Origin of the sequence: Ferribacterium limneticum, assembly GCF_020510565.1 — a bacterium.
GTDB classification, from domain to species: Bacteria; Pseudomonadota; Gammaproteobacteria; order Burkholderiales; family Rhodocyclaceae; genus Azonexus; species Azonexus limneticus_B.
Map to the genome: position 1 here is coordinate 3,970,697 of NZ_CP075189.1, position 25,236 is coordinate 3,995,932.

The 25,236-nt window shown below is 61.8% G+C and carries 25 protein-coding genes, 1 other RNA gene and 1 riboswitch; of the genes, 14 read left to right on the plus strand and 12 right to left on the minus strand.

Going from position 1 to position 25,236, the window contains the following annotated elements; genetic code table 11:
- Nucleotides 1-2 precede the first annotated feature (2 nt).
- The 7 genes from mdcE to dctP are packed head-to-tail and all read right to left on the minus strand — an operon-like array spanning nucleotide 3 to nucleotide 6,605.
- On the minus strand, nucleotides 3-725 hold the full coding sequence (gene mdcE, locus KI610_RS19050) for a biotin-independent malonate decarboxylase subunit gamma (protein ID WP_226496509.1): 723 nt from the start codon (nucleotides 723-725) through the stop codon (nucleotides 3-5).
- On the minus strand, nucleotides 722-1,624 hold the full coding sequence (locus tag KI610_RS19055) for a biotin-independent malonate decarboxylase subunit beta (RefSeq protein ID WP_226496510.1): 903 nt from the start codon (nucleotides 1,622-1,624) through the stop codon (nucleotides 722-724). The genes mdcE and KI610_RS19055 overlap by 4 nt, the downstream gene beginning before the upstream one ends.
- Nucleotides 1,621-1,935, minus strand: coding sequence for a malonate decarboxylase acyl carrier protein (gene mdcC, locus KI610_RS19060; RefSeq protein ID WP_226496511.1), 315 nt, complete (start codon nucleotides 1,933-1,935; stop codon nucleotides 1,621-1,623). The genes KI610_RS19055 and mdcC overlap by 4 nt, the downstream gene beginning before the upstream one ends.
- Before the next feature lie 5 nt (nucleotides 1,936-1,940).
- Nucleotides 1,941-3,593: a malonate decarboxylase subunit alpha gene (mdcA, locus tag KI610_RS19065; RefSeq protein WP_226496512.1), complete on the minus strand. Its 1,653-nt coding sequence runs from the start codon at nucleotides 3,591-3,593 to the stop codon at nucleotides 1,941-1,943.
- Nucleotides 3,594-3,611: 18 nt separating this feature from the next.
- Entirely contained in the window at nucleotides 3,612-4,952 is a 1,341-nt protein-coding gene (locus tag KI610_RS19070) for a TRAP transporter large permease (RefSeq protein WP_226496513.1), read from the minus strand.
- The gene (locus tag KI610_RS19075; RefSeq protein ID WP_226496514.1) at nucleotides 4,949-5,533 is read right to left on the minus strand and encodes a TRAP transporter small permease subunit; all 585 of its coding nucleotides are present in this window, start codon (nucleotides 5,531-5,533) and stop codon (nucleotides 4,949-4,951) included. Before KI610_RS19075 ends, KI610_RS19070 begins: the two co-directional genes overlap by 4 nt.
- A gap of 46 nt (nucleotides 5,534-5,579) precedes the next feature.
- Nucleotides 5,580-6,605, minus strand: a complete 1,026-nt coding sequence (gene dctP, locus KI610_RS19080) for a TRAP transporter substrate-binding protein DctP (RefSeq protein ID WP_226496515.1) — start codon at nucleotides 6,603-6,605, stop codon at nucleotides 5,580-5,582.
- Nucleotides 6,606-6,795: 190 nt separating this feature from the next.
- Here dctP and KI610_RS19085 point away from each other — a divergent pair, with 190 nt between their 5' ends.
- The 4 genes from KI610_RS19085 to KI610_RS19100 all read left to right on the plus strand — a co-directional run bounded on the left by KI610_RS19085 (nucleotide 6,796) and on the right by KI610_RS19100 (nucleotide 9,752).
- Nucleotides 6,796-7,482 (plus strand): GntR family transcriptional regulator, encoded by a 687-nt coding sequence (locus KI610_RS19085; protein WP_226496516.1) that lies wholly within the window; start codon nucleotides 6,796-6,798, stop codon nucleotides 7,480-7,482.
- Between the two features lie 153 nt (nucleotides 7,483-7,635).
- Nucleotides 7,636-8,412 carry an alpha/beta hydrolase gene (locus KI610_RS19090; RefSeq protein WP_226496517.1) on the plus strand — a complete coding sequence of 259 codons (777 nt, stop codon included), beginning with the start codon at nucleotides 7,636-7,638 and terminating at the stop codon, nucleotides 8,410-8,412.
- Between the two features lie 116 nt (nucleotides 8,413-8,528).
- A complete protein-coding gene (locus KI610_RS19095) occupies nucleotides 8,529-9,092 on the plus strand; it encodes a sigma-70 family RNA polymerase sigma factor (RefSeq protein WP_226496518.1) in 564 nt (187 codons plus the stop codon).
- A complete protein-coding gene (locus KI610_RS19100) occupies nucleotides 9,093-9,752 on the plus strand; it encodes an NrsF family protein (RefSeq protein ID WP_226496519.1) in 660 nt (219 codons plus the stop codon).
- Nucleotides 9,753-9,849: 97 nt separating this feature from the next.
- Here KI610_RS19100 and KI610_RS19105 read toward each other — a convergent pair whose 3' ends face one another.
- The 5 genes from KI610_RS19105 to KI610_RS19125 all read right to left on the minus strand — a co-directional run bounded on the left by KI610_RS19105 (nucleotide 9,850) and on the right by KI610_RS19125 (nucleotide 11,889).
- Nucleotides 9,850-10,650 (minus strand): sulfite exporter TauE/SafE family protein, encoded by an 801-nt coding sequence (locus KI610_RS19105; RefSeq protein WP_226496520.1) that lies wholly within the window; start codon nucleotides 10,648-10,650, stop codon nucleotides 9,850-9,852.
- Complete coding sequence (locus tag KI610_RS19110; RefSeq protein ID WP_264179091.1) at nucleotides 10,647-11,099, minus strand: EVE domain-containing protein; 453 nt, start codon at nucleotides 11,097-11,099, stop codon at nucleotides 10,647-10,649. Before KI610_RS19110 ends, KI610_RS19105 begins: the two co-directional genes overlap by 4 nt.
- Before the next feature lie 43 nt (nucleotides 11,100-11,142).
- A non-coding RNA gene (gene ssrS, locus KI610_RS19115) (6S RNA) lies at nucleotides 11,143-11,321 on the minus strand.
- Between the two features lie 33 nt (nucleotides 11,322-11,354).
- Nucleotides 11,355-11,690 carry a cell division protein ZapA gene (locus KI610_RS19120; protein ID WP_226496522.1) on the minus strand — a complete coding sequence of 112 codons (336 nt, stop codon included), beginning with the start codon at nucleotides 11,688-11,690 and terminating at the stop codon, nucleotides 11,355-11,357.
- A 1-nt stretch (nucleotide 11,691) separates the two neighbouring features.
- On the minus strand, nucleotides 11,692-11,889 hold the full coding sequence (locus KI610_RS19125) for a hypothetical protein (protein WP_226496523.1): 198 nt from the start codon (nucleotides 11,887-11,889) through the stop codon (nucleotides 11,692-11,694).
- A gap of 115 nt (nucleotides 11,890-12,004) precedes the next feature.
- Nucleotides 12,005-12,211, plus strand: a riboswitch (cobalamin riboswitch).
- A 108-nt stretch (nucleotides 12,212-12,319) separates the two neighbouring features.
- Here KI610_RS19125 and KI610_RS19130 point away from each other — a divergent pair.
- From KI610_RS19130 to KI610_RS19175, 10 genes are all read left to right on the plus strand, one after another.
- On the plus strand, nucleotides 12,320-14,155 hold the full coding sequence (locus tag KI610_RS19130) for a TonB-dependent receptor domain-containing protein (RefSeq protein ID WP_226496524.1): 1,836 nt from the start codon (nucleotides 12,320-12,322) through the stop codon (nucleotides 14,153-14,155).
- A gap of 6 nt (nucleotides 14,156-14,161) precedes the next feature.
- Nucleotides 14,162-15,139, plus strand: a complete 978-nt coding sequence (locus KI610_RS19135; protein WP_226496525.1) for a FecCD family ABC transporter permease — start codon at nucleotides 14,162-14,164, stop codon at nucleotides 15,137-15,139.
- On the plus strand, nucleotides 15,136-15,909 hold the full coding sequence (locus tag KI610_RS19140) for an ABC transporter ATP-binding protein (protein ID WP_226496526.1): 774 nt from the start codon (nucleotides 15,136-15,138) through the stop codon (nucleotides 15,907-15,909). Before KI610_RS19135 ends, KI610_RS19140 begins: the two co-directional genes overlap by 4 nt.
- A gap of 64 nt (nucleotides 15,910-15,973) precedes the next feature.
- Nucleotides 15,974-16,564 carry a cob(I)yrinic acid a,c-diamide adenosyltransferase gene (gene cobO, locus KI610_RS19145; protein ID WP_226496527.1) on the plus strand — a complete coding sequence of 197 codons (591 nt, stop codon included), beginning with the start codon at nucleotides 15,974-15,976 and terminating at the stop codon, nucleotides 16,562-16,564.
- A 10-nt stretch (nucleotides 16,565-16,574) separates the two neighbouring features.
- A complete protein-coding gene (locus tag KI610_RS19150; RefSeq protein WP_226496528.1) occupies nucleotides 16,575-18,188 on the plus strand; it encodes an adenosylcobinamide amidohydrolase in 1,614 nt (537 codons plus the stop codon).
- 9 nt (nucleotides 18,189-18,197) lie between these two features.
- Entirely contained in the window at nucleotides 18,198-19,481 is a 1,284-nt protein-coding gene (locus KI610_RS19155; protein ID WP_226496529.1) for a cobyrinate a,c-diamide synthase, read from the plus strand.
- Between the two features lie 100 nt (nucleotides 19,482-19,581).
- Nucleotides 19,582-20,463 carry a Tim44 domain-containing protein gene (locus tag KI610_RS19160; protein ID WP_226496530.1) on the plus strand — a complete coding sequence of 294 codons (882 nt, stop codon included), beginning with the start codon at nucleotides 19,582-19,584 and terminating at the stop codon, nucleotides 20,461-20,463.
- Nucleotides 20,464-20,658: 195 nt separating this feature from the next.
- Nucleotides 20,659-22,692: a TonB-dependent receptor plug domain-containing protein gene (locus KI610_RS19165; protein WP_226496531.1), complete on the plus strand. Its 2,034-nt coding sequence runs from the start codon at nucleotides 20,659-20,661 to the stop codon at nucleotides 22,690-22,692.
- A 2-nt stretch (nucleotides 22,693-22,694) separates the two neighbouring features.
- Nucleotides 22,695-23,246, plus strand: coding sequence for a YfiR family protein (locus KI610_RS19170; RefSeq protein WP_226496532.1), 552 nt, complete (start codon nucleotides 22,695-22,697; stop codon nucleotides 23,244-23,246).
- Nucleotides 23,243-25,216 carry a hybrid sensor histidine kinase/response regulator gene (locus tag KI610_RS19175; protein ID WP_226496533.1) on the plus strand — a complete coding sequence of 658 codons (1,974 nt, stop codon included), beginning with the start codon at nucleotides 23,243-23,245 and terminating at the stop codon, nucleotides 25,214-25,216. Before KI610_RS19170 ends, KI610_RS19175 begins: the two co-directional genes overlap by 4 nt.
- Nucleotides 25,217-25,236: the final 20 nt, after the last annotated feature.

A 25,236-nucleotide genomic window follows, 5' to 3' on the forward strand; every position in this document is an offset into this window, starting at 1 on the left:
GGTCAGGCTCCGCGCGCGGCGTTCTGAACGGTTTTGGTTATGCCCGCCGCCAGTTGGCGACCACCGCGCAGCAGACCGCTGTATTGGCGTTGATCGCTGGCCGGCGCGGCCAGACCGCCAGCAGCGAGTGCCGCCTCCAGCAGGCTGGCCGATGGTGCCGGCCAGATCGCTTCGATGGCGCCCATGCGGACGTAACTCTCGGCACCCGGCGCGAAAATCGGCGAGCCGGCCGCCAGTTCGACCAGACGTTCGTGGGCGATCTTGGTCACCCGCGACATCGCCCGCAAATCCATGACCCGGACCTGGGCGTCGGCCAGGGCATAGGCCCGGTCGGCCATCAGGCCGAAGGAGAGGAAACCGCCGCTGACCGCGTTGGCGGTCACCAGACTGAGCGAGGCATGACCCTGACGGCGGGCCAGATCGACGCACTGGGCGAGATGGGCCAACGAGCCGTTCAGGCAGAGCAGCTCCTGGCTGCGCGACAGAGCCTGACCGCTGGTGTCGACCAAATAGACCAGAGGCCGGCCGGGGTGCCGTTCGATGGTGTCGAGAACGAAGGCGGACAGGGCCAGCGCCATGGCGTGATCGATGGCTGCCGCGTCGGTGGTGCCGAGCACGGCGACCGTGCCCTGTGCGGTCGTCGCTTGACCGGTAATCACCTTGTTGTTCACGGCGACCGCGTGACCGGCCGGGAACAGGCTATCAAGAATGTTGTTGAGGCTCATGTCGGCAATCCTTCCTTCAAGGCGACCAGCGCGTCGCGATCAAGCAGCGGCACGCTTTCCGGCTCAGCGACGCCGAGCGCGGCCCAGACTTGCAGGCCGTCGCGATAGCTGGCGTAGGCAGCGAGACGATTTTCCAGCGCCTGCTGGCCGGCCCGCAGATGGGCGACGCTCGGCGCGGGTTCCGTCCAGCCGGCAAGGAATTCCGTGGCGCCGCGGCGGAAGGCAGCGATGTCGTCGTCGACCAGCATGGCGCAATCGCCCATCAGGTAGCGATGCTTGCCGCCGGTGACGCGCCAGACCAGGGCCCGGTCCTTCGAGTCGAATTCCTCGACGCCGGCGACGGTTTCGATGACCTCCGGGCCGGACAGTGCGAGTCGGCCCTCTTCGGAAATGATGATGGCCGAACAGAGCTTGGCGACGATGCCCATGCCACCGAAGGCGCCGCAGCTGCCGCCGACCAGCGCGATGACCGGGACGCCAGCCGCGCGGGCGTCGAGCACGGCGCGCATGATTTCGGAAATGGCGATCAGGCCGGCGTTGGCCTCGTGCAGACGAACGCCGCCGGAATCGATGAGAAAGAGCACGGCGGCCGGCTTTTCCTGCGCCGCGCGGCGGAGCATCCCGACGATCTTGGCACCGTGGATTTCACCAACCGCGCCGCCCATGAACTGGCCTTCCTGGGCGATTGCAAAAATCGGCTTTTTTTCCAGTTGACCGTAGCAAACGACCACGCCGTCATCAAAGGCTCCGGGCAGATCGAGCAAGGCGAGATGCGGGCTGGGGTTGGATTCGGCCGGTGGCAGGATTTCACTAAAACTGCCGGGATCAAGCAGGCCGGCGAGGCGAGCCCGGGCGGTCGCCTCAAACCAGCTGTGGCGTGCAGCAAGCGACGCGATCATTGGGCACCTCCCTGGTACTCGGCCAGCGCCTGGGCTAGGCGCAAGGTGACGACGGCGGGTGTCGCGCCCATGTCGTTGATGGCGATGACGGTGCCCCCGGCCGCATGGCTGACGGCAAAGCTGCCGATCACAGCCTGCCAGGTTTCACCGAAGCCGCGCGCCGAAGTCTTGATGCGGACCCGGCAAACCTCCGGCTCAATACCGGGCTTGACGAGAATTTCCAGATTGCCCGAGCCGACCACGCCGCACAGCGCGGGATCGGCGGCCCGCGGAACGGGCTTGGAATCGAAACGAAAATCGAGTGTTTCCATGGCGGTCACCAGTTGCGGAAGCGTGAAGGGGGGGCGTAGAGGCCGCCCGACCAGCGCACCAGATCCTTGACGGAACGGGCGGCGAGCAGGTCGCGGGTGGCCAGTCGCGGGTCGATGCCGAGGTCTTCAGGACGGCGGACGATGCCGCGGTCGCGCAGGTTCTCGACCATCGCCTTGTCACGGGCCATGCCGACCGGCGTGAAGCCGGCAACGCCGCGAATCGCCTGCTCGCGTTCTTCCGGGCTACGGCAGAGCAGCAGGTTCGCGATGCCTTCCTCGGTCACGATGTGACTGACGTCATCGCCGTAGATCATGATCGGCGGCAGTTCGGCGCCCATCGACTTCTGCAGTTTCCAGGCATCAAGTTCCTCGACGAAAACCGGCGCCATGTGTTCGCGGAAGGTTTCGACCATCTGCACGACCAGCTTGCGGCCACGGATGGCGTTTTGCCCGTAGGCCTCGCGCCCGGCCTTGAGCCAGGCCGGACTGGCGTGGCGCCGGCCGTGCGGGTCGGAGCCCATGTTCGGGGCGCCGCCAAAGCCGGTGATGCGGCCCAGCGTCGCCGTCGAACTGTTGCCGGCCAGGTCCATCTGCAAGGTCGAGCCGATGAACATGTCGCAGGCGTAGAGCCCGGCCGTCTGGGAAAACGCCCGGTTGGAACGCATGCTGCCGTCGGCGCCGGTGAAGAAGACGTCGGATCGGGCCGAGATGTAGACATCCATGCCGACTTCCGAACCGAAGCAATGCACCGATTCGACAAAACCCGACTCGATGGCCGGAATCAGCGTCGGGTGCGGATTCAAGGCCCAGTGCGTGCAGATCTTGCCCTTCAGGCCAAGGTCGGCGGCGTAGGTTGGCAGCAGCAACTCGATCGCCGCGGTGTCGAAACCGATGCCGTGGTTCAGGCGCGTCACGCCATATTCGGCGTAGATGCCCTTGATCGCCATCATCGCCATCAGCACCTGGACTTCGGTGATCTGTGCCGGGTCACGGGTGAAGAGCGGCTCGATGTAGTTCGGCTTCGGGGCGAGCACGGTGAAATCGACCCAGTCGGCCGGCACATCGACGCGCGGCAGCTTTTCCAGCCGCTCGTTGACCTGAGCGACGACGATACCGCCCTTGAAGGCGGTCGCCTCGACGATAGCCGGCGTATCTTCGGTATTCGGTCCGAGGTAAAGGTTGCCCTCGGCATCCGCCGCCTGCGCCGCGATCAGCGCGACGTTGGGCGTCAGGTCCATGAAATAGCGGCCGAACAGTTCGAGATAGGTGTGAATCGCCCCGATCTCGATGCAATGTTCCTGGACCAGCTTGGCCAGGCGGGCGCCCTGCGGACCGCTGAAAGAAAAGTCGAGGCGGTTTGCCAGGCCGCGCTCGAAAAGGTCCACATGGCTCGGGAGAGCCAGGACTGACTGGACCATACTGAGGTGATTGATACGCGCCGGGTCGCAATCGGCCAGCGCTTCGGAGAGGAAATCGGCCTGCTTCTGGTTGTTGCCTTCCAGACAGACGCGGTCACCGGGCTGGATGACGGCTTCGAGCAGGTCAATGACACGGTCGACCGGAATTTCCTGGCCAAAACCGAGGCTCGCCGCCCGCTCGAGGCGGCGACCACGGCTCTGGCGCAGAGTGTCCCAGTCACGCGGGAGTGGTGCGTTCATGATCGTCTTTCCGCTGACTCAGGAGCCGCTGTACTGCGACGGCAGCCAGGTGGCAATTTCCGGGAAGACACAGAGCAGCACAATGCCGAGCACCATGAGCAGCAGGAAGGGCACGGTACCCCACATGATTTCCTTGAGCTTGATGTCGGGAGCAATGCCGCTGATTACAAACAGGTTGAGGCCGACCGGCGGGTGAATCAGGCCCATTTCCATGAGGATGGTCATGATCACGCCGAACCAGATCAGGTCGATACCCAGGGCGTTCAGCGCCGGCAGGATGATCGGTGTAACCATCAGGATGATGGCAACCGGCGGCAGGAAGAAACCAAGCACGATGAGCAGGATATTGACCCAGAAGAAGAAGGCCCATTTGCTCAACTCCAGCGAAATCATCCAGGCGGCAGCCGACTGGGTGATGTGCAGGTAGCTCATGACGTAGGTGTAGAGGAAGGACATCGCGATGATCAGCATGATCATCGACGACTCGCGGGCCGTCCCGGAGAGGATCACCTTGAGGTCGTTCCAGCGCCAGCAGCCGTAGATCGCCATGACCATGAGCAGCGCACCGAAGGCGCCGATGCCGGCGACTTCCGAAGGCGTCGCCCAGCCACCGTAGAGGGCAACCATGACGATGATGATCAGGCCGATGAAGGGCGCCAGGCGGGGCAGCGTTTCAAGGCGCTGTTTCCAGCTGTACGACTCTTCCGCCGGCATGGCGATGCCGGTCGAACGATTGGCCGAAATCTTCTCGTTCTTTTCCGCCCAGGATTTGTACACCACCCAGATCGAGAACATCGTCGTCAGGAGTAAGCCGGGGCCGACGCCAGCCATGAACAGCTTGCCGATCGATTGTTCGGTGGCCAGACCGTAGAGAATCAGCGTCAGCGATGGCGGAATCAGGATGCCCAGCGTACCGCCGGCGGCGATCAGGCCAGTCGCCAGACGCTCGGAATAGCCGCGTTTGCGCATTTCCGGAATGCCCGAGGAACCAATCGCCGAGCAGGTTGCCGGCGATGAACCACACATCGCGGCGAACACCGAGCAGGCCAGCGTGTTGGCCAGGCCCAGACCACCCGGCACCTTGTATAGCCAGCGATTCAGCGAGTTGTAGAGATCGGCGCCAGCGCGTGATTTGCCGATGGCGGCGCCCATCATGATGAAGAGCGGAATGGTCAGCAGCGTGAAGCTGTTCAACTCGGAAAAGATGGTTTCAGCGATGATCGACAGCTGCGCCACCGGCATGAAAAAGTACATGAAAATCAGGGCGACCGAACCAACGGCAAAGGCAATCGGCATCCCGGAAAAGAGAAATATGAAAGTAGCGGCCGCGTAGAGCAAGCCTAAAGTTCCGACGCTCATTTGCGCTCTCCTTCGTCGTCGTGCTGGATGCGTTCGATGGCCACCTGAATGGCTGCATTGTGCTGGGGTGGGGGGTGGTGCGAGCGCATGGCTTCGGGCAGCGAGTCTTCGATGAACTGCACAAAAATCTGCAGGGTCAGCGAGGTCATACCGACTGCCATGGTGGCAAAGACCGGCCACATCTTCGGCGCCCAGGAGGTGTCGCTCATCCGGCCTTCGTCCCAGGCTTCGTAGAACAGGTGCCAGCAGTTCCAGGCGATGAAGGCGCAGAACAGGAAGGACAGCAGATCGGAAAACGCCATGCGCCACTGTGTCCAGCTCGGCGGCGTGATTTCGTCGAGAATTTCAATCGTCACGTGACCGCGATTGAGCTGAGTATGGGCGGCGGCCAGGAAGCTGGAAGCGATCAGTAAATAGACGCAAAACTCGATTTCCCAGTCGGTCGGCCAGGCAAAGAAATAACGGACCGCAACTTCGAAGACGAGGACACAGGTAGCGATTACGATCAGAAAGGCCGACAGGTAACCTGTCGCAATATTGAAGGCCTTGACCGCTCGGCTGATGAAATATCCGGGGCTCATGATTCACCTTTAAGAAGGATGGGCCGGGCGCTGCCCGGCCGGTGGATTACTTGACCGACAGCGCCATGTCGAGCAGGGCGCGGCCATCCTTGATGTTCTCGGCGAAATCCTTGAAAGCCGTCTGTTCGGCGACACCGCGCCAGGCCATGAAGGCTTTCTCGTCCATGTCGGCCACCTTGGCACCCGCCTTGGCGAACACCTCGGCCATGCGCATGTCATCCTTCTTGGCTTCTTCGACACCGAACTTCTCCAGACTGGCGCCGACGTCGCTGATGATCTTCTGTTGCTCCGGCGTCAGCGAGTCGTAGAGGCCCTTGGAAATCAGCAGCGGCTCGAACATGAACCAGAAGCTCTTGTTGCGCGCCGTCGTCACGTACTTGCTGAACTCCTGCAGACGGAAACTGATCAGCGAGGTACTGGAAGTCAGCGCCGCGTCGAGCACGCCGGACTGCATCGCGCTGTAGATTTCCGAGGAAGGCATGCCGGTCACTGCGGCGCCGGCGCCCTTCAGCATCTGGTCCATCTCCTTGCTTCCGCCTCGGAACTTCAGGCCCTTGGCATCGTCGGGAACGACCACTGTCTTCTTAGTCGAGGCGATACCGCCCGCCTGCCAGACCCAGGTGATGATCTTGATATTCTTGTCGGCCAAGATGCGATCAAGCTCCTTGCCGACCGGGGCGGTTTTCCAGCGCATGCCCTGCTCGTAGCTGTTTACCAGCGTCGGCATCAGCGTGATGTTGACCTGCGGAATTTCGCCGCCGCCATAAGCCAGCGGCACCAGGCTCATGTCCAGCGCGCTCTTGCGCAGGGCACCGATCTGGCTGTTGGTCTTCATCAAGGAGCTGCCGGGATAAATCTCGAACCTCAAACTACCCTTGGACTGCTTTTCGACTTCGGCGGCGAAGCGACGGACCAGGCGATCGCGGAAATCGCCGTCCTCGTTGGTTGCGGCAGGGAATTGATGGGAAATCTTGATGATGCGCGGCGTCTGAGCTTGGGCCGAGGGCAGAGCACAGGTGAGGGCGACTGCAGCGATGGCCAGCGTAAGCTGGCGTTTAGTCTTGCTGAACATGGATATCTCCTCCAAGGTTTAAAAAGCACTGACGGTGAAACCTCACTGGCTGGCTTATCCACACTAGGGAATACCGCACTCTTATTTTGTGTTCAAAAATCACCGTTGTGTATACAAGATAGTCAAACATTGAATACTGGTCAACTAATTTCGTATAATTAAATCATTGCCGCACGCTGGAGCATCAATCATGAACAGCCCTGTCGAAATACCCCCTGCCACCCGCCAGTCGGAACGCCTCGGCGAACTTATCGAGGAGCGCATTGTCACCGGCGTCTATCCCCCCGGCACGCGGCTCGACGAGCAGGAACTGGCCGATACTTTCGGCGTATCCCGAACGCCGGTGCGCGAAGCACTGATCCAGCTCGCCTCGGTCGGACTGATCGAAATCAAGCCACGACGCGGCGCGACCGTCCCGGAAGTCGGGGCCGACCGGGTCTGCGAAATGTTCGAGGTAATGGCCGAACTGGAAGCCATGTGCGGCCGACTGGCCGCCCGGCGTATCACACCAAGCGAACAAGCGGCCCTGCAGGAGGCACATGACGCCTGCGAAGCGGCGCGCGACGCAAACACCCCGGATATTTACTACCAGCTGAATGAGGTCTTCCACCAGCGCATCTACGAAGCCAGCCACAACGGCTTCCTGGTCGAGCAGGCGACCGCCCTGCACCGCCGGCTGCGCCCCTATCGCCGGCTGCAGTTGCGCGTGCGCAACCGGATGGCGACCTCGTTCAACGAGCACCAGGCCATCGTCGATTCCATCATCAAGGGCGACAGCGAACTCGCCTCGGCGCAGCTACGCGCCCACGTGACCGTTCAGGGCGAACGCTTCGCCGACCTCGTCGCCACCTTGCGCGACTTCAAGGCCGGCGTGTGAAGCCAGTCAACTGAGCGCAGCCGAGATGCCGACCGCGTTGTGCGCCGTCTCTTCTCTCTGAACATATTTTTACCTGTGGATGTAACAAATCACTCCGATTGCCGAATAGCCATGATGAAGCGCTGTGCTTCGTTACCATTCAGGAGTTATTTGATGAAAACATTCTTTTCCACAATTGCGCTGGCCTTCGGGTTGATGCACGCGACCTTTGGCGGTACCGCATTCGCAAGAGAGGCTGTACCTGTCGAGGCCAAGAATGTCGTCCTTGTACATGGAGCCTGGGCCGATGGTTCCAGTTGGTCCGATGTCATCCCCTACCTAGGGGCGGCCGGCTTGAAGGTGATAGCGGTCCAGAATCCCCTTACCTCCCTCGCTGATGACGTTGCCGCGACCAAGCGGGCGCTCGCCCTGCTGGATGGCCCCACGGTCCTCGTAGGACATTCCTACGCGGGAAGTGTCATCAGTGAAGCAGGGGGAGAGCCGAAGGTCACGGCGCTGGTCTACGTCGCGGCTCGCGCACCTGATGCCGGCGAAGATTTTCTGGCGCTTGGCAGTCAATTTCCGACGATGCCCCTCCGCGCTGGCGTCGAAAAACACAATGGCTATTTGACCGTTTCGGAGAAGGCTTTCTTCAACCACTTTGCGGACGGCATACCTGCGGAGAAGGCAAAGACGCTCTATTCCGTGCAACAACCGGTCGCAGCAAATCTGTTTGCTGACAGAACCACAACTGCAGCCTGGAAAACCAAGCCATCCTGGTACGCGGTCGCAAAGAACGACAACACGATCTCGCCTGATTTCCAGCGATTCCTTGCTGGGCGCATGAAGGCCAAGACGATAGAAGTCGAATCCGGACATCTCCCCCTCGTTTCACATCCGAAAGACATTGCGGCGCTTATTCTGGCTGCAGCCGGGAAACGGGGATTGTAATTTGCTAGCCAAGAGATGACGTGGATAGCTTAGCCAATTCCCGTGAGCATCCGCGAAGCTTGACCACGACATCATGCCTTGCAACGACGGCGTGGTATGAGAACGGAGCATCAGGAGTGGGATTGCAAGAGCGAGAAAACACTTGGGCAAATGCGATGCGCAAGGAGCGAGAGGGTGATCGCTTTGCATACGAGGATTTCCTCCTGGAACTGGCGGCGTATCTGCGGCGAGTCATCAGATATCGGTTGCATCATGCTGGATTAAACTCCGTGGAGGCCGAGGACGTGGTGCAGGACGTACTGATCGCTGTGCACTCAAGACGCGACCAATGGGATCACGGTCGGCCGCTCCTGCCATGGTTGAATGCCATTGCGCGCTACAAGATCATCGATACGGCGCGGCGTCTGCGAAAGGAAGCGCACGGCAGGATGGATCTCGACGATGAGCAATGGTCCTCCCTGCCAGCCTTCAATCAGAGAGACCCGGAAGAGTCCGGCATTGACGTCGAACGCTTGATCTCCGAGCTGCCGCCAGGCCAGCAGTCGGTTGTCCGCGCGATTGGCGTTAATGGGGCGTCACCCAGTGAAGCTGCCACCGAACTCGGGATGAAAGAGGGGGCTGTGAGAGTTGCGTTTCACCGAGCATTAAAGAGATTGATCGCGGCAGCAAAGGGAGCGTAAATGATGCGTAAGCGTAACAACGAGATTATGCGGACGGATGAGCTTATTCATCGGCTGTCCAATCAGGCCGGCATTAAGGCTCCAGCAGCCATGTCCTTCGGTCGCACCGTGTGGGTATGCCTGACGCTGTCCATTGCCATAGCCATGCTCGTTGTAATCGGCGTATCCGGGTTGCGTCCGGATCTGCCCACGATGCTGACGGCCTGGCCATTCCAGTTCAAGGTTGCGGCAATGACCCTGCTCGCCGGCGGTGGCTTCATTCTCGTCCGTGCCGCCGGAACCCCGGGGATGGCGACAAGGCCCCACCTGGCTTTGCTCCCAGGCGTTCTATTCCTTCTCGGTGGCGCGCTCTTCGATCGCAGCGGCTTCCCACCGCTGGGGGTGCAGCAACTGTCCGCGCCAGTCTGTGTAGGGGTCATCGTCGCCGCCTCCCTACCTGGCCTCACCATCATTCTGGCTGGATTGCGCAGGGGTATTCCGACTCGGCTGGCTTCCGCTGGCGCGATTTCCGGTGTCCTGTCGGGCTCGCTCGCAGCCTTGGCCTATACGGTTGCATGCGTGAACGATGGTGCCGTGTTTGTTGCCATCTGGTACGTCGCCGCAATCTCCATCACGACTGCGATTGGGGCGTTTGCCGGCCGCTACGCGCTGGCCTGGTGACTACAATCCGCTCGACATCAGTATCTGGAGGCATGGGCGGACAGGGGTCCGCCTATTCTCCGAGGTCGCTCCGAGAACAAGCGACAGAGAAATCCCCCTAGCCGATCAGGCTGTGCAACATCTTGGTGGCGAGCAGGGCGAGAAAACCGCCGAATGCCCGCTTCAGTTGTTTGACCGGCAATTTGTGCGCCAGTTTGGCGCCGACCGGCGCCATCAGAATACTCATCACGACGATGCCGACGAAAGCCGGCAAATAGATATAGCCGAAGCTAAAGGGCGGCAGTCCGCTATCGCTCCAGCCGGCGACGATGTAGCCGACGGCACCGGCGACGGCGATCGGAAAACCCAGCGCCGACGAAGTGCCGACGGCCGAATGGATGGCGACGTTGCAGAACAGCATGAAGGGCACCGAGAGGAATCCGCCGCCTGCGGCGACCAGACTCGATATGCCGCCGATGACGCCGCCGGCAGCAAACAGCCCGGCCGGTCCGGGTAGTTGCCGATGGGCATGAGGCTTGAAATCGAGCATCATCTGGATCGAGGCGTAATAGACGATGACGACAAAAATTGCCGTCATCGGCCCGGTCGGCACCTGCCCGGCCACCAGAGAGCCAGCAAAAGTCCCGAGCACCAAACCCGGCGCCAGATTGCGGACAACGTCCCAGCGCACCGCACCGTGGGCGTGGTGGGCGCGCATGCTGGATATGGACGTGAAAACGATGGTCGCCATCGAAGTGCCGAGCGCCAGATGCATGACATGCTCCGGCGGAAAGTTCTGGGCAACGAACAGCATGTACATGAACGGGACGAGGGTCAGCCCGCCGCCAACGCCGAACAGACCGGCAACAAAGCCGCCGAAGATTCCCAGCAGGGGGTAGGCCAGCCACCAGATTGTCATGAACTCTCTGCCATGAGACGGTTGATGAATGCCCATTCTTCGGGCGTGACCGGCATGATCGACAACCGGTTGCCGCGGGCAAGGAGACGCATGTCGGCCAGTTCGGGATGACTGCGCAGTTCAGTCAGGGACACATGGCGCGTCTTCTTCACAAACCGGACGTCACGCAGCCACCAGCGCGGATTTTCGGGTTTCGATTTTGGGTCAAAATACCGGTTGACCGTAGCAAACTGAGTTTCGTCCGGGTAAGGCTCGGAACACACTTCGCAGATGCCGGCAATGCCCGGCTCGGCACAACTGGAATGATAAAAGAAGGCGAGATCGCCGACCTGCATCGCATCGCGCATGAAATTGCGCGCCTGATAGTTGCGTACGCCGAACCATGGAAACGCCTGTCCTGGCGCGCCAGCGAGGTCGTCGATGGAAACCTCGTCCGGCTCCGATTTCATCAGCCAATATTGCATGCGTTCGGGTAATTTCGAGGGCAAAAAAAAGGCCCCCGCGAATGTCGTCAGGCCGGCATCCTGAACCTGGGTCCAGAGTGGTCGCATTCCTTCCGCATCAGGCACACTCACTGGGAGCGCGCTCAACAGCGGATTGTTGGTCCGCAACCGATGCCAATTAGCATTGGTTCAAGGAATATATGGCCTTAACAAACACCGCAGGGGACGCTCGGCGGGCGGCGCCGGGGTCAGCAGAACCGACTACAAGTCCAGTTGCTGCTGGGGCGCAAGCACGGCATCAAGTCGTGCTCCCATGTCACCGATTCTACGCTTCGTTTCGGAAGTATCAACTGCTTCCGAAAACTCTTTTTGAGCGCCGCCCGAAACCCCGGAAAGGTGCTCGTGGGCGATGTTCAAGGCAGCCATGACGGCGACGCGTTCGGCGATGGTGTTCTTGGTCCGCTGCGCGATGTCGCGCATTTTGTTGTCAACCAGATCGACTGCCGAGAGCAGGGCTTCGCGCTCTTCCGGCGTGCAGGCGACGCGGTATTCGCGGCCCATGATCTTGACGTCGAGGAAATTCGGCTCGCCACTCATCTCAGACATCCTCGGGAATCTTGTCGACCAGACCCTCAAGCCGCTCCCGGGCGACCGTCATCGTCTGCCGCAGATGCAGCCGTTCGGCCTCGGCCGCGGTCATCTGATTCTTCAAAACCTCATTCTCGGCGCGCAGCTGGTGAACCAGCGCAACGACCTGTTCGATTTTGGCTTCAAGCGTTTCGAGTTCCACATTCATGGCGCGAACTATAGAGGGAAAAACGCCGCGTGGTCAAGGACTAAGCCATTATTCTAAAAGTGGTTTATCGCAAATGGCCGTAGCGCTGCTGGTGCGCTGCAGCAACAATGAATGTAGAATGCGAGCCGTTCTAGGTGCTGCGTACGGATTCTCCAAACGCAGTTAAACGGGAAAGCGGTGCGTCTCGAACGAGACAAATCCGCTGCTGCCCCCGCAACGGTAAGCAAGTGCGGGCGTATCAACATGCCACTGGGTGCCAACCTGGGAAGGCGATACGTCAAGACTTGTGAGCCCGGATACCGGCCTGAGACAAAAAGCGGAAGTGCCACGGGGGTGTGGTGCGGGTTATCGCAACCAGCCCTTCTCCCCTCGCCCTTCCTTTTCAATGCTCTTCCGGCATGCGGGGACGCCCGCCGGGAAAAGGAAAACCATGTATCCACGTTTGAAACCAATGGCCGCCATGCTGGCTTTGTCTTTTGCGCCCGCCGCATTTGCAGTCGAGCAACTTGCCGCTCTCGATCCCGTCCTGATCACCGCGACGCGGCAGGAAATGCGCGTTTCAGAACAACTGTCGGATGTTTCAGTCATCGAACGTGCGGAAATCGATGCGGCTGGCCAATCGACGCTTGAAGAAGTGCTCTCTCGGCAACCCGGAATCGAATATGCCGCCAACGGCAGCTTTGGCGGCAGTTCTGCCATTTACGTACGCGGCACCAATGCCGGCCATGTTCTGCTGTTGATCGACGGCATGCGCGTCGGTTCCGCAACGCTGGGCAGCGTCTCCTGGGGGCGTATCCCAACCAGCCAGATCGAGCGCATCGAAATTGTGCGCGGACCAACCTCCTCCCTCTACGGTAGCGACGCTATCGGTGGCGTCATTCAAGTCTTCACTCGTCAAAGTGACGGTCCGTTGAGCTTTCACGGCGAAATCGGCGGCGGCTCCTATGGCACTTATTCGGCTTCCGGAGGCTTTTCCGGTTCCCAGAATGGGTGGCGTTACGCCTTGAACGCCGCGGCGATGTCGACTGATGGTTTCAACAGCAAGCCATCGACTGCCATCGCCAACAATGATCGCGATGGTTTCTGGAACAACAGCCTGTCAGGACGGCTGGCCTACAGCTTCGCAAAGGGTCACGAAGCCGGCGTCAGCTTCCTGCACAGCGACGGCGAAAACAAGTATGACGGCAGCGGCGCAACAGTGGATTGGCGCAACCGAAACAGCGTTACCAGCCTGAATGCGTTCGTAAAGAATGCCATCACCGACCGCTGGACAAGCACTCTGAACGTCGGCAGCAGCATCGATGAATCCAGGGATTTGATGAACGGGGCCACGAACAGCAACTTCCGCACCGATCAGCAGCTGTATTCCTGGCAAAACGATCTACGCACTGGCTTTGGCAACTTCCTGCTCGGCATCGAGCGGCTGGAACAGAAGATCGACACCAGTTCCATCTACACCGTTATGGAGAGAACCAACAACTCCCTGCTGGCCGGCTGGAACATAGGCTACGAAGCCCACCGTGTACAGGCCAACCTGCGCCGCGACGACAATTCCCAATTTGGCGAAAAGACGACAGGTTCTTTGGCCTACGGCTATCGCTTCTCCCGAAACTGGCGAGCGAACATCGGATACGGCACGGCATTCAAGGCCCCCACTTTTAATGACCTGTATTTCCCGGTGACCTGCTACCCCGGTTATGGCTGCTATGGCAGCAATCCAAACTTGCTGCCAGAGAACTCCAGGAACCGCGAAGCTGCACTGCATTTTGAGACGGGGCAGCACCACGTTTCCCTGACCTGGTATTTGAACCGCGTCGAAAACCTGATCGTCTGGACCTCGACGCCCAACAACGTCGGCAACGCCCGGCTCGAAGGCTTTACCCTGGCCTACGAAGGCGTCGTTGCCGGTCTTAATGTCCAGGCCAGCTATGACTATTTGGATGCAAAGGATGCCGACACCGGCCAGCGCTTGGCCCGCCGCGCCCAAAATCGCGCGGCAGCAGCGCTTGGCAAATCATTGGGCGCCTGGGAATGGCGGATCGAGCAACAGATCAGCGACGACCGCATCGATTATCCTTACGGCGAGCCGGCTAAGAAACTGAGTGGCTACGCGCTCACCAACCTGTATGGAGCCTATCGCGTTGCCAAGGACTGGTCAGTTTTCGCCCGGGTCAACAATCTGTTCGACCATGAATACGTGCTGGCCGACACCTATGCCACGCCGGGCCTGAACGCCTTTGTCGGCATCCGCTACAGTCCCAAGTAAGCAACCATGCCCACCCGCCAGCGTGCCTTCCTGATCCTCGCCAGCCTCGGCCTTTTGGCCGTGGCGAGTATCGGGCTGGCGTTGACGGTGGGCAGTTTCAAGGTTTCTTACGGTGAAGTGCTGGCCGCGCTGTTGGGTAACGAGGGCGGGGCTGGCGATATCGTGCTGCAGCTTCGTCTGCCGCGCGCCTTGGCCGGCTTTGCCTGCGGCGGCTTGCTGGCGCTGGCGGGGGCGCTGATGCAGGTTTTGTTGCGCAATCCGCTGGCCGATCCTTACGTGCTGGGCATTTCCGGCGGCGCTGGGGTCGGGGCGATGTTCGCCATGCTGCTCGGCTGGCCGGTGCTCGGCATCGACGGGCTGGCCTTTGTTGGCGCCTTCGCCGCGATGCTGCTGGTTTTCGGGCTGGCCCACGGCGACGGGAGCTGGACGCAGACGCGACTGTTGCTAACCGGCGTCATCGTCGCCGCCGGTTGCGGCGCCTTGGTCGCGCTGATGCTGAGCATCGCCGACGAGCACAAGCTGCGCGGCATGCTGTTCTGGTTGATGGGCGATCTCGGGCAAAGCGCCCAATGGTGGCCGGCCTTTGCTGCACTGGCCATCGCGCTGCTGCTGGCGATGCCCTTCGCCCGCGAACTGAATTTACTGTCGCGCGGCCTCATGCAGGCGCAGGCTTTGGGCGTCGCCGTCGGCCGGCTGCGTTACGCCATCTATCTGCTCGCTTCGCTGGCTACCGCTGCTTCAGTGACGACGGCTGGCTCGATTGGTTTCGTCGGGCTGGTCGTACCGCATCTGGTCCGGCTGGCGACGGGCAACGACCAACGCCTGCTGCTGCCTGCCTCGGTGCTGGCCGGCGGTTCGCTGCTCGTTCTGGCCGACACGCTGGCCCGCACTTTGATCGCCCCGCAGCAGTTGCCGGTCGGTGTACTGACGGCGCTGATCGGCGTTCCCGTCTTCCTCTTCCTGCTTTCGCGGCAGCCGAAATGACCCGGCCGTTGCTCGAAGCCAAACAACTGGTCGTCGAAATCGGCGGCAAAACGGTGGTCGACCGTGTCGACCTGAGCGTTGCCAGCGGCGAGCGCATTGCCATCCTCGGCCGCAACGGTGCCGGCAAATCGACGCTGCTGTCGACGCTGGCCGGCCTGCGTCCGGCGGCTGGCGGTTCTCTGCTGCTTGATGGCGAAGATGCGGCCTTGCTGCACGCCCGCGAGGCCGCCCTGCGACGCGCCTGGCTCGGCCAGTTCCAGTCCGATCCTTTCGGTTCGACCGTGCTGGAAACGGCGCTGACCGGTCGCCATCCGCATCTTGGGCGCTGGGACTGGGAATCGAAGCACGATGCCGAACTGGCCCGTGCGGCGCTCAAGGCGGTCGGGCTGGACGGCATGGAAACCCGCCAGATTCACACGCTGTCCGGCGGCGAACGCCAACGGCTGGCCATCGCCACGCTGCTCACCCAGGCGGCGCCGCTCTACCTGCTCGACGAACCGCTGGCGCACCTCGACCTCAATCACCAGATGGCCGTCCTCGAACTGTTCTCCGGCACGGCCCGCGATGGTGGCGCCGGCGTCATCATGGTCTTGCACGACCCGGCGCTGGCCCATCGTTTTTGTGACCGGGCGCTGCTGGTTTATGGCGACGGCCATACCGAAATTGGCACCGTCGACGCCATTTTGACGGCCGACACGCTGTCCGAACTTTACGGCTACGGCCTGCGTCAGATCGAAGATCGCGGCCATCGCTGCTTCATCCCCGAGTAAACCATTTCAATTTTGGGCATTTTTTCCGGTTGACCGTAGCAATGCCTTTTTCGAGCCAATCAATATGACCGTCACCCACGAACAACGCATGCAGAAAAAGAAAGCCGTCATCGACGGCAAGATCGACGCCGCGCAGGAAGAGCGCGGCGTGCTGGTCATCAACACCGGCAACGGCAAGGGCAAATCGAGTGCCGCGTTCGGCGTCGTCGCCCGCGCCCTCGGCCACGGCCTCAAGGTTGGCGTCGTGCAATTCGTCAAAGGCCGTTCGGACACCGGCGAGGAAGCCTTCTTCAGCCAGCAGCCGAACGTCACCTGGCACGTCGGCGGCGAAGGCTTCACCTGGGAAACCCAGGACAAGGAGCGCGACGCCAAGGCTGCCCAAGCCGCCTGGGAAATCGCCTGTGACCACCTGCGCAATCCGGGAATCGGCCTCGTCGTCCTCGATGAAATGACCTACGCCTTCAAATACGGCTGGCTCGACCTCGATACCGTCATCGCCCAACTACTCGGCCGCCCGGCCATGCAGCACGTCATCATCACCGGCCGCGGGGCGCCGCAGGCCCTGCGCGACGTCGCCGACACAGTGAGCGACATCGGCATGGAAAAACATGCCTTCCAGAGCGGCATCAAGGCCATGCCCGGCCTCGAATTCTGAGTTCAAGTCAATGAAAAAACTGGCCCGTTTCGTCTTCCTGCTGTTCGTTTCCGCTGCCGCCTGGGCGGGCGAAATCGACATCCCGGCCAATATCCAGGCCGAGGCCAAGATCATCCGTGGCGAACGCGACGGCTACTGGGAAAAGGTGCTGCTCGTCAGCTTTCCCGAAGCACGGCGCACGCTGTCCACCTCCGACGGCCTGCTCGATGCCCGTGCTGCGATGAACCACGCCGGCCACCCGCAGCTCTGGAAAACGCTCGGCATGCGTTTCATGGGCCAGGACGGCCGGGGCGGCAAAGCCTATGCCGAGCATGTGCACGAACAGACCGCCCGCCAGCAACATCTGAACAAGTCGGCGGTCGCCCACATGGCCACAGCCGCCGACCTCGACAACCTGGCGGTCGTCACGAAAAACCACGGCCCGCTGACCGTCACCGTGCTGGCCACGGCCGGCGCCAAAAGCAACGCCATCCGCACCGGCGTCGATGCCGGAACCTACATCGAAGGCAACACGCCGGCCGGTACCATCAACATCTTGCTGCTGACCAATATCCGGCTGACCGACGCGGCAATGGCACGTGCCCTGATCACCGTCACCGAGGGCAAGACCGCGGCGCTGCAGGATTTGAATGTACCGAGCACCTACACCAAAACCGTGCAGGCGACAGGGACGGGCACCGACAGCATCATCGTCGTCTCCGGCACACAGGGCCCGCAAGCCAGCTATACCGGCGGCCACAGCCGGATTGGCGAGTTGATCGGCAAGGCCAGCTACGCAGCGGTGCTCGAAGCGCTCGGCAAGCAGAACGGCTTCTTCCTGCCCGGCGCCAAGCGTTTTGCAGCCGGAACCGCAGCGCCGGCCAAGACAACGGAGGCGCTGCGCATTGCCTTGCTTCATCTCGATGCCGTTCCCGGCGACATCGCCGGCAACCGCGCCCGCATCGAAGCCGGCATTCAGGAGGCGGTCGGCCACGGCGCCGACTGGGTCATGACGCCCGAACTGGCCGAAACCGGCTACAACTTCGCCAGCCGCATCGGCACCGACTGGATCGCCCCCTTTCCCGATGCCTGGATCAGCACGCTGGCCGCCATCGCCCGCGACAACCGGGTGGCGCTCTTCGTCGGCTTCGCCGAACGCGACGCAAAAAGTGGCAAGCTCCACAACAGCGTCGCCGTGATCGACCGCGACGGTGTGATCCGGGGCGCCTACCGTAAGCAGCGCGTGCATGGCGGGGCCGAAAGCTGGTCCACACCCGGCACCGGCGGCGCGCCCTTCGTCGTCGACGGCATCCCGGTCGGCGTCCTGATCTGCGCCGATACCTACAAACCTGAACCGGCCGCCAGCTATCGCCAGCAAGGCGCCGCCATCCTGCTCGCCCCGGCCAACTGGCCGCCGGTCGAAGGCATGGGGCCGGGCGACCTGTGGGAGCGGCGCAGCGCTGAAACCGGCCTGCCGCTGATCGTGAACAACCGCACCGGACGCGAACCGGAACTTGATTTCTCGCTCGGCGAAAGCGTCGTCGCGGCCGGCGGCGAGCGGCTGTTCTCGTTCAGTGCCAGCCAGAGCCGCCTGTTTTATATCGATTGGGACCGCCGGCAAGGCTTCAGCCAGCCCGCGCGTTAAGGAACAAGAATGCCCGCCTGCCCCGCCCTCCTCATCGCCGCCCCCGCCTCCGGTCAGGGCAAGACCACCGTCACCGCTGCACTAGCCCGGCTGCACGCCCGCCAGGGACGGCGCGTCACCGTCTTCAAGTGCGGCCCGGACTTTCTCGACCCGCAGATTCACGCCTTCGCCAGCGGCCGCCCTTGCCAAAATCTCGACCTCGGCATGTGCGGCAAGGACGATGCGCGCTGGCGACTGGCCCGCGCCGCTGAAGAATCAGACCTCATCCTCGTCGAGGGCGTCATGGGCCTGTTCGATGGCCAGCCTTCCGCCGCCGACATAGCCGAGCGCTTCGCCATTCCGGTCATGGCCCTAATCGACGCCGGAGCGATGGCCCAGACATTCGGCGCCGTCGCCCATGGCCTCGCCACCTACCGACCCGGCCTGCCCTTCGCCGGCGTACTGGCCAATCGTTCGGCCAGCGAAGGCCACACCCAATTGCTGCGCGACAGCGTCCCTCCCGGCATGGGCTGGTTCGGCGCCCTGCCCAAAAGCGGCGACAGCCTGCCCGAACGCCACCTCGGCTTGCTCCAAGCAGCCGAAATCACCGACCTCGAGGCCCGCCTCGATGCCCTGGCCGATGGGTTAGCCGCCAGTGCTACGGTCGACCTGCCAAAACCGGTGAATTTCGAAACCGCCCCGGCGCCGCGCATCGAACCCCGGCTCGCCGGCCAACGCATCGCCATCGCCCGCGATGCCGCCTACGGCTTCATCTACCCGGCCAATCTCGAAACCCTGGGCACGCTGGGTGCCGAGTTGCGCTTCTTCTCGCCGGTCGCCGGCGACCCGCTACCCGAATGCGATGCCGTCTGGCTGCCCGGCGGCTACCCGGAACTGCACGCCGAGGCCCTGAGCCAGCACGCCGGGCTGTGGCAAGCCCTAAAAAACCATGTTGCCACCGGCAAACCACTGCTCGCCGAATGCGGCGGCATGATGAGCCTGTTCGAGGAAGTCGTGGACAAGGCCGGCACCAGCCATCGCTTCGGCGGCCTGCTGCCCGGGCGCTCAATCATGCAAAAACGCCTCGCCGCGCTCGGTACCCAATTCGTCGACCTGCCCGAAGGCCGCATCGCCGGCCACACCTTTCACTACTCGAAGAGCGAAACGCTGTTCAGCCCGCTCGCCCGCGCCACCACCGCCGATGGCCGGGACGGTGAGGCGATCTACCGGCAGGGCCGACTCACCGCCTCCTACGTGCATTTCTACTTCCCATCAAATCCGGCTGCCGTTGCCCACCTGTTCACGAAGGCCTGATACTTCTATTTTTACGAACAATCATGCAGGCCTGAACTGGTTTTTCTGCGACAGGAAGCGGATACACTACGGGTTGCAACTTTTCCACACGGAGACAACCATGAAGAATTTCGTACTGATGGCCGCAGCAGTCGTGCTCGGCTTCACGCTGCAAATCGGTGACGCCGAAGCCAAGCGCCTCGGTGGCGGCAGCTCGGCCGGCATGCAACGCCAGTCGGTTTCCCCCAGCGCCCCGCCCTCGGCTGCCAAACAGGCGCCCGCCTCCGCTCCCGGTGCCGCCGCCCCGGCCGCTCAACCCAAGCGTTCGTGGATGGGCCCGCTGGCTGGCCTGGCCGCCGGTCTCGGCCTGGCCGCGCTGGCTTCGCACTTCGGCTTCGGCGAAGGCCTGGCCAACATGATGATGATCGGCTTGCTGATCATGGCAGTCGTCATGGTCGTCGGCTATTTCATGCGCAAGAAGGCCGGAGCGACCCAGCAAGGTGGCATGCAGTATGCTGGCGCTGGCGCCAACTACGGTGCCAACGCCCCGCGTCAGCCTGACTTCATGCCGGCCGGCGGTTCTGCTGCCGCCGCCCCGGTTGCTGCTTCCACCAGTGGTGGCAACAACATCCCGGCTGACTTCGATGTCGAGAGCTTCGTGCGTAACGCCAAGGTCAACTTCATCCGTCTGCAGGCCTCGAACGACGCCGGTAATCTTGACGACATCCGCGAATTCACTTCGCCGGAAATGTTCGCCGAGATCAAGATGGGCATGAGCGAGCGTGGCAATGCCAAGCAGGAAACCGACGTCGCCCAGCTCAACGGCGAAGTGCTCGATGTCGCCGAGGAAGCCAACCGCTACGTCGTCAGCATCCGTTTCACCGGCCTGATCAGCGAAGAGAAGGGCGCCGCACCGGCACCGTTCGACGAAATCTGGCACATGACCAAGCCGACCGATAACAGCCGTGGCTGGGTACTGGCTGGCATTCAACAGGTCCAGTAACAAACCACGCCGCACTCAAGGCTGGCCGGAGCGATCCGGCCAGCTTTTTTTTGGTCCAAACAACTGGCGATGCAGCCCCATGCACCAATACCGTGAATTAGCCGATTGATATGAAGCCTGACCAATGGCATAGTGACTACTTATTCACGCGCCGGACAGAACACATTGTTTCGTAACAGTAAAATACCGGATGCCTTGAGAATTGCGCATGCGGCCACCGCCATCGTTCTGGCCGTCGTATTGCATCCTGCACACGCTGCCCAGGACGATGATCTCAGCCTGGAAGACCTGACAAAAACCGAAGTTTCTTCCGTTTCACGGCGTAACCAGAGCCTGAGCAACGTTCCCGCCGCCGCCTTCGTCATTACCGCCGAAGACATCCGCCGCTCCGGAGCGCTGGCCCTGCCGGATGTGCTGCGCATGGTGCCGGGCATCCAGGTGGCGCAGGTCGACAGCGGGCGCTATGCCGTCTCAGCGCGCGGCTTCAATGGCCGTTTTGCCAACAAACTGCAGGTGCTGATCGACGGCCGGAGCGTTTATCACCCGTTTTTCTCTGGGATTCTCTGGGAATATGACCCGATCCCGCTCGAGGACATCGAACGCATTGAAGTCATTCGCGGTGCCGGCGCTGCCATGTGGGGCGTCAACGCCGTCAATGGTGTGATCAACATCATCAGCCGCCACTCCCGCACGCAGGCTGGCGGCATGGTGGCCGGAACGATAGGCAGCAATGGTCAGGGCCAGTTGTACACCCGGGCCGGCGGCCGCATCGATGCCGACACCACCTGGAAACTATCCGCCCAGGGACGTCATGCCGAGCCTTCGCGACAACTCGCCAACGATCACTACAGCGAAGACGACCTGAGCAACGGCGTGGTCGATTTTCGCTTCGACCGTTCGCTGTCTGGCGGCAGCGATTTCCGAGTCTGGGCCAATGCCGGAAAATCCTCACTGGGCGACCTTTATCCGCTGACGCCCAATCCGCTCAATCCCCTCACGCTTACCCCTGTATCGATAACTCAGAAAATTTCCACCCAGACGCTGGGCGGCCGCTATCGCTGGCTGAGCGGGGCAGGTATCGAGTCATCCGTGCAGGCTTCGATTGGCGGCTCCAGCATTGAGCTGAAGGGGGCACTCGAGGTAAACAACACACAGTTCGATATCGACTACCAGGGCCGCTACACCTTCGCCGAACACGATCTTTTGTGGGGAGCCAGTCACCGGACCGTTTCCGATGAGGTCTGGTCGAAGTACGTAGTCGAGATTGGCACTGCAGAATTCACGCAAAGAACAACCGGCTTTTTCATTCATGACAACTGGACGCTGATCCAGGACACCCTGCAATTTGGCCTGGGGGCTCGCTGGGACCAGACCAATCTGGGCGGCAACACCTTCTCGCCGAACGCCACATTGATGTGGACGCCAACGCGCAATGACACGCTTTGGGCAAAGTACTCGAAGGCGCCACGGATGCCGGCACGTGCCGAATTCGACGTGACCATGCTGACCGGCTACCAGCCGCCCACCCTGTTCACGCCCCCCGTGGTGTTTCGCGCCCAGCCCGGTAACGCCAGCTTGCGCCAGGAAACGATGGAAGGCTTCGAACTGGGATATCGCAGCCAGCTAAGCCAGCGGCTTGGCCTCGATGTCTCGGTTTACCGGTATCGCTACACGGATATCGTATCAAGCGCCCAAGGAAATATGCTGTATCCCGTGGTTATCTCCGGGGTTCCAGTTGCCGTTCAGAATCTCGACCGCAACAACGATGGCAATGGTTGGTTAAGTGGGGCCGAACTGAGCGTGGACTGGCTGCTTGCGCCGACCTGGCGGATGCAGTTGTCGTATACCTACACGCATGTCGACATGGACGATTCGGCCAATCCGATTACACAGGCTCAAGGCCTGAAGGAAGAGCGCGGCACGGCTCGCCATTATGGGTCCTTGCGCTCGCAATGGAACGTCTCGCCCAGCCAGCAATTCGATGCCTGGATACGGGGTTCTTCCGGCATTGACCGCACGCTTTCCCCGTACACCACGACGATCCGCGTCCCGGGCTACGTGACGCTGGATTTACGTTACGCCTACAAGGTGAACAAGGACATCGAGTTGGCGCTGACCGGCCGCAATCTGGTCGGACCCCGGCGCATTGAGTACGTGACCGACTATGTACCAGCCACGCCCGTGATCATCGAACCTTCCTTGTTACTGTCGGGGCGCTGGAAATTCTGATCGTGCGTACCGCCGCCTCAAGTTCTCCGCGAAATTGCCCGCTTCGCTGGCTGGCAACCGTGCTGCTCGCCAGCGTTTCGCTGGCTTTTGCCCAGCCTGACTCGGAACCGCAACTGGAATCGGCTTATCTGGTCAATTTCCTGAAGTATGTCGAGTGGCCGGCCAGCAACCGGAGCACGGCCACCATCTGCCTGTTTGGCCGCGATACGCTGGGGCCTTTCCTGAGCGGCCATGAAGGGCGAGTGATTGGCGGCAAGGAATTGCGTATTCGCCGGGTCCAAAGCCCTGACGACATGCCGAACTGCCAGCTGGTGTATATCCCCGATGTCGAGGAAGCCCGTATCGGTGCCGTTTTGCGCTGGATACAGGGCATGCCCATCCTGGCTGCCAGCAATGCCGACGGGTTTGCCCGCTCGGGCGGCGGCATCGAGCTTCTGCGCAATGGCGGACGGGTGCAATTCATCGTCAATGCTGAGACCCTGTCGCGGCACGGGCTGAATCCGAGCTCGCAAATGCTGCGGCTGGCCAACCGGGTGATCGGAGGCGACCGATGAAGGCTCGCCAGACCATCCGGAAAAAAATTGCGCTGGCCATTGCAGCGTCGCTCGGTGTGGGCTTGCTGCTTTCCTTCCTGACCTTTGCCGTGCGCGAAATCGATCAGCGGCGCCAAGCAAAAACGACCGAGCTGTTTGCCATGGCCGACGTCGTCGCCTTCAATGCGTCCGCCGTCATCGAGTTCCGCGATGTCTTGGGCGCCAAGCGTCTGCTCAGCTCGTTTGCCGAACACCCTGATGTGCTGGCGGTGCGCCTGATTGGCATCACCTCGGATTTCCACTATCGCTACGATGCGGCCGAACGTCCGCTACCGGCCCAGGTGGCGCTTGGCGACAAGGCGCATCGCGAGCGGGCGGTCTATGCCGACTGGTCGTCGGTCACCGTCGCCGTGCCCATCCGCTCGGACGATGAAGTAGTCGGTACGGTGTCCATTTCGGCCAGCCTCGACGCCGTCTGGCGGGCAATTGTCTGGAACCTGACCCTGTCCTTGCTGGCGCTGGCCATATCGTTCGTCATTGCCTTCGCCATCGCCCGGCAAATGCTGGCGTCGATTCTCGCCGCGCTCGGCTCGCTGACCGACACGGCGCAGTACGTGGCCGAATCGAAGGATTACACGCGGCACGCCAAAATCTATTCGGATGACGAGATCGGCCATCTGGGCAATGCCTTCAACACCATGCTCAGCGAGATCGCCGAGCGCGACGGCCAACTGGCCGACCAGCGCGACCATCTTGAGGACACTGTGCTGGAACGGACCCATGCCCTGTCCCTGGCCAAGGAGGCGGCCGAGGCGGCGAGCCGCGCCAAGAGTACCTTCCTGTCGAACATGAGCCACGAATTGCGCACGCCGATGAACGCCATCATCGGCATGACTTACATGCTCCAGCGCAACAATGATGACACTGGCCAGATCGACAAGCTGAGCAAGATCGACCATGCCGCCAACCATCTCCTGCAGTTGCTCAACGACATTCTCGACCTGTCGAAAATCGATGCCGACCGGATGACGCTGGAGCAGACCGCCTTCATGGTCGACGCCCTGACGCATGAACTGGCCAACCTGCTGGCCCCCCGGGCCGAAGCGGCAAACCTGCGTTTCATTCTCGACATCGATGAGCGCCTCAAGTCGCTTCAGCTGCTCGGTGACCCGCTGCGCCTGCAGCAGATATTGCTCAACCTGGCCGGCAATGCCATCAAATTCACCGAGCGTGGCGAAGTCCGCGTCGTCGCCCGCATCGCCGAAGATGGCGCCGAATCCGTGCTGCTTGAACTTTCGGTCTGGGATACCGGCATCGGCATTGCGCCGGAGGCGCTTGAACGCATCTTCCGGCCTTTCGAGCAGGCCGATGGCTCGACGACGCGCAAATATGGCGGCACCGGGCTTGGTCTGCCCATTTGCCAGCGCCTCGTGGGCCTGATGGGCGGGGAAATTGAGGTGGTCAGCACGCCGGGGTCGGGCAGCGTCTTTACTTTCGCCATTCGCCTGAGCCGGGCCAAGGTGATAACCGCAGAAGGCGAACCAGCCGAAACGCATCAGTCCGGCATCGCTGCCGAGCATGCCTTGTGTGCCGAATTCCCCGATTGCCGCGTTCTCGTCGCCGAGGATGACTGGGTCAACCAGGAAGTCGCCCTCGAGCTTCTGCGCGAATCGCTGGGCTTCGCGGTCGATATCGCAGCGGACGGCGCCCAGGCCCTCGACATGGCGATCAGCCAGCGCTACGACCTGATCCTCATGGACATGCAGATGCCTGAGCTCGACGGTTTGGGTGCCACCCAGGCCATCCGCGAAATTGACGGCTACGCCGACACGCCGATCATCGCCATGACCGCCAATGCCTTTGCCGAGGACCGCGCGCTGTGCCTGGACGCCGGCATGAACGACTTCATCGCCAAGCCGGTCGATCCCGACAAGCTGTTCGTGATCATGCTCAAGTGGCTGCGGGCACGCCAGCCGGAGAGCGTCAGCTAGACGTCAGCCGGCAGCGCCAG